Genomic DNA, 4,062 nt, shown 5'->3' with positions numbered 1-4,062 from the left:
AAGAACGGGCTTATCGGGCGACTTCAAGAGAAGACGTGGTCACCTATACGGATGGTTCAGAATCGAAATTCAATCGGGTCACGTATAGTTACACAGGTGACGGAGCGGCGGTCCGGTCCTCCAACAGTTCGTTTTCCACCACCGTGGACAACGGGAGAATCCAGACGACCTCTTCCTATGACCGCGTGTATATCGACGAGAATACGCCGGAAGTCTACTACAATACGCAAGTGGTCAAAAGTAGTGGCACCCAGCAGTTCACCGATACGATGGAATACAATCGGGTGAAACGCTGGCCGGTACCCACCAAAGTGACCGCTCAGACCAAACAAGGTTCCTTGCAATCGACAGCCAGCATCGTCTCCCGAGATTATGATGAGTACGGGAATGTGATCACCGAGACCGATCCGTATACCAACACGACGAGTTATACGTATGATACAGGAAATCTGTTAAAAAGTTATACGGTTCCTGTTCAATCGAATAAAAGCTTGTTTGTCGAGTTGGAACGCTATCCGACCACGAACGGCATCAAGACGGTCAAAATGAAGGAAAATAACAGCAGCGGTTCCCTGAAGGCCCAAACGAGCTATATATATGACAGCTACGGGAATCCAACGACGATTACAATCAAGGATGACACCCGAGACGTTTCCATTTTCAACCAATACGACTTTGAGTTATACAAGGCCGGTTTTCCAACACTGCAAGCTATTGTGGTGACCGGAGCGGATAATCAGATTACGCCAGTAGTACAGCATTTTCGGTACAAGATGTCGACGGGTGAGATGACGTCCTACACGGATGGAAGAGGATATAGGACGCAAATGGAATATGACAAGCTGGGGCGGATGACGCAAGTAACGTATCCTAACCAAGTCAGAGCCGGTGTCCTCTTTGATGATTATCGGAATCAAGTGAGAGTTATAGACGAGACCGGTGTACATCATCTCGTGAAATGGAACCCGCTAGGGTTAAAAATAGAAGAAGGAATCCATGGCAAAGGGATGACGACATATGGCTACGATGCCTATGGACGGTTGAGCTACAGCGATGACGCCGCCGGGAACCGAACTTCGTATGCGTATGATGCGTGGGACCGAATCATTAGTACGCAGTTCCCAGGAGCTAATAATGCATCCACCACCGTTCTCTACAATGATATTGAGCGCACCGTTCAAACGACCGATCCGGAAGGCAATATCACCAAAGAAACGTTAGATATCTTGGGGCGTCCGATCAAGCAAGAAGCGTTGAATGCTGCGGGCGCACTCAAGAGCATGGGGCAGTATACGTATGACTACGCGGGAAATTTGGTAACGCAAAAGGATGCAAAGGGACTAACAAGCTCTTTCGCATACGATATATTAGGGCGGCTCACAACTGTTACCGATCCGGAAGCCAATGCAACCAATTATGTCTACAGTCTGGCCGGAAACCTAAAGGAAACCACATATCCGGACAATACGCAAATGACGAAGCAGTACGACCAGATGGGCCGCGTCATTCGTAAAACCGATCCTTCGGGCGGTGTAGAAACCTATTTTTATGATGCCAGTAGCAATATAACAAAGATTGTCGATCGGAAAGGTCAAACTCGTCTGTATGCGTACAGCAATCGGAATTGGCAAATCTCCAGTACCACGAATCAGGAAACGATTACGATGGGCTACGATACAGCAGGCCGCAGACTCTGGATGCAAGATGGGACTGGGAAAACGCAATACAGCTATGAATTTGGCTCAGGCTGGCTGCAATCCGTCACGTACCCGGATAACCGTAAAACCGAGTATGAATACGATAACCAGGGCAAACGGACGAAAATGACCGATCCGTTTGGTGTCGTGAGCTTGTATCGTTATGACGCCAGAAATCAATTGGATGCAATAGGCTCTGCGGCCAACGTATGGGATGCAACTTACACCTACAAGAAAAATGGACTTGTTGCTTCGGCTGAGCTTCGTAATGGAATTCGCTCAAGCTATGGCTATGATGAACGAAATCTGACGTCGCTCACCCATACAAAAACGGGAAACACACTGGAGGCGTTGAGCTATCAGTATGACCAAAACCGTAACCAGATCGGCAAAACCGAGAGGGGTACCGCCTATACCTTTGGCTATGACCCGTTAAACCGGATCGCGACATCGACTCAATTTAATGAAACCTACACCTATGATCAGCGCGGGAATCGCAAAACGTTGACAAGTGATACGCTTCTCAAAATAGCGGACATGAGCTACGCTTATGATGACCGGGATCGGTTAACGGAGGTTGTAACGGAAAACAACCAAACGGTAACATACCGTTATAACGGAGATGGCTTGCTAACGGAGCGGACAGAAGCGGGCGTAACCACCCGTTATTACTATGATGGAGCGGACATCATAGCGGAAGGGATCGTATCGAATGGAGTGGTCACGCACAAAGCGAGCTACCTGCGAGGAAACGGATTAGTAGCGCGGGTGGATGCCAGCGGCAGCCGGGCGTACTATTCCCATAACGGCCACGGCGATGTCACGCAGCTAACCGACCAGGCTGGCAATGTACTTAACAGCTACACGTATGACATGTGGGGCAATCCAATAACGGCGAGTGAAACCGTGCCTAATCTATTTAGGTATAGCGGAGAATACTGGGATGAGACGACCGGGTTGCAATACCTGAGGGCCAGATGGTACGATCCGAGTGTAGGGCGGTTTATGAATGAGGATACGTATGAGGGGGATAACAAGAATCCGCTGACGTTGAATTTGTATACGTATGTGCATAATAATCCTTTGACGAATATTGATCCTACAGGTCAATGGTGTCAGTCTGCTGATGGTAACTGGTCACACCCTGGATCATGTAATAGTTCAACATCTACGTGGAGTCCTGACCACAAGCATCATGGTGACCTAATAAAGATGGGTAAAAACTTTGTTGGTCCATTAAAATCTTATAACTATTACACTGATTATTCTATTGGAGAAATTTATTTAGAGTGGAGTTTTTATGGTGATTTAATATATCGTAATGCGCCGAGTAATACACAGGAGAAATTGAATTTTTTAGCAAAACAAGAAGTGTTCAAAAACGGTATGGCTTTAGAGTACTTTGTTGCAGGTATCGAGTTTGGAACTAGTTTTACAGGTGGTGGGTTATCAAAAGGTTTTACAAAATTAGGAATAAAAAGTAGAAAAGGGCCAGGAATAAGGATTAATGTTGAAAAAATTGATGATAAATATCTTAAGAGGAAAGGGATTGATGCTCACGAAGTAAAACGTGAAGTGTTTGGGGAGAATGCTAAAATTAGTCACTATGATTTATATGTCGACAAAGCATCAGGGCAAATATATGGTATGAGAAAAGGTGGAGTAGGCGAACCAACCCCTACTGGGTACTTTCTTAAATAATTGAAGGGGTGATGAGTATGCTGGAAAACACAACAGTAGCGGCAAAATTCAGTATTTTAGGAGACGAGTTTCCAACTCACGTTATAACCGAAACTTTAAATCTCTTGCCTACAAATGTATATCATAAAGGCGAATTGTCTAAAACGAATAGGCCTAGACAAGAAACGTGTTGGACACTAGGCACTCTCTACGAAGAATCGTTTGATATAAACAATCAGTTAAATTCTATTATTAGTAAGATTAAACCTCAAACAGAAAACTTGTTGCAACTGAAAGCAATGTATTCACTGAGCTTTTCGTTTATGATTGTGATTCAAATAGAAAACAATGATAAGCCTGCAATTTACCTTGAAGTTGATACGATTCATTTTGCCAGTGAAATAGGAGCATCAATAAATTTCGATTATTATATTTACTCTTAGTAAAATTGCCACATGCGAGTGTAACAACTCCATGTGGTTTCTTTTTTTGATAACGCCCCCCCACCCAGTGCCGAATGAATCATGCGGCTCAGTCCAAAAGAACTTATCCTTCATCACCCCCGTATGAAATTCCCTAAATATGATTGTACGCACGTAAACGCTTTAATTTTATAACCTAACTAACGAATCAGAGTTACATCTAACAGGTTCATTATGGTCAGATACTATCATGATTGACCTGT

The 4,062-nt window shown here is 44.7% G+C and carries 2 protein-coding genes; both read left to right on the top strand.

What is annotated here, in order from left to right:
* The coding region (locus JFN88_RS22415) for an RHS repeat-associated core domain-containing protein (RefSeq protein ID WP_233168323.1) at window positions 1–3,398 on the top strand (3,398 nt) is incomplete at its 5' end.
* Between the two features lie 17 nt (window positions 3,399–3,415).
* Window positions 3,416–3,820: a DUF4279 domain-containing protein gene (locus JFN88_RS22410; protein WP_199021581.1), complete on the top strand. Its 405-nt coding sequence runs from the start codon at window positions 3,416–3,418 to the stop codon at window positions 3,818–3,820.
* Window positions 3,821–4,062 lie beyond the last annotated feature (242 nt).

It is taken from the genome of Paenibacillus roseus (assembly GCF_016424485.1).
GTDB lineage: Bacteria > Bacillota > Bacilli > Paenibacillales > Paenibacillaceae > Paenibacillus_D > Paenibacillus_D roseus.
Note: the sequence above shows the minus strand (reverse complement) of the source record. Positions and strands in the feature narration are given on the sequence as shown.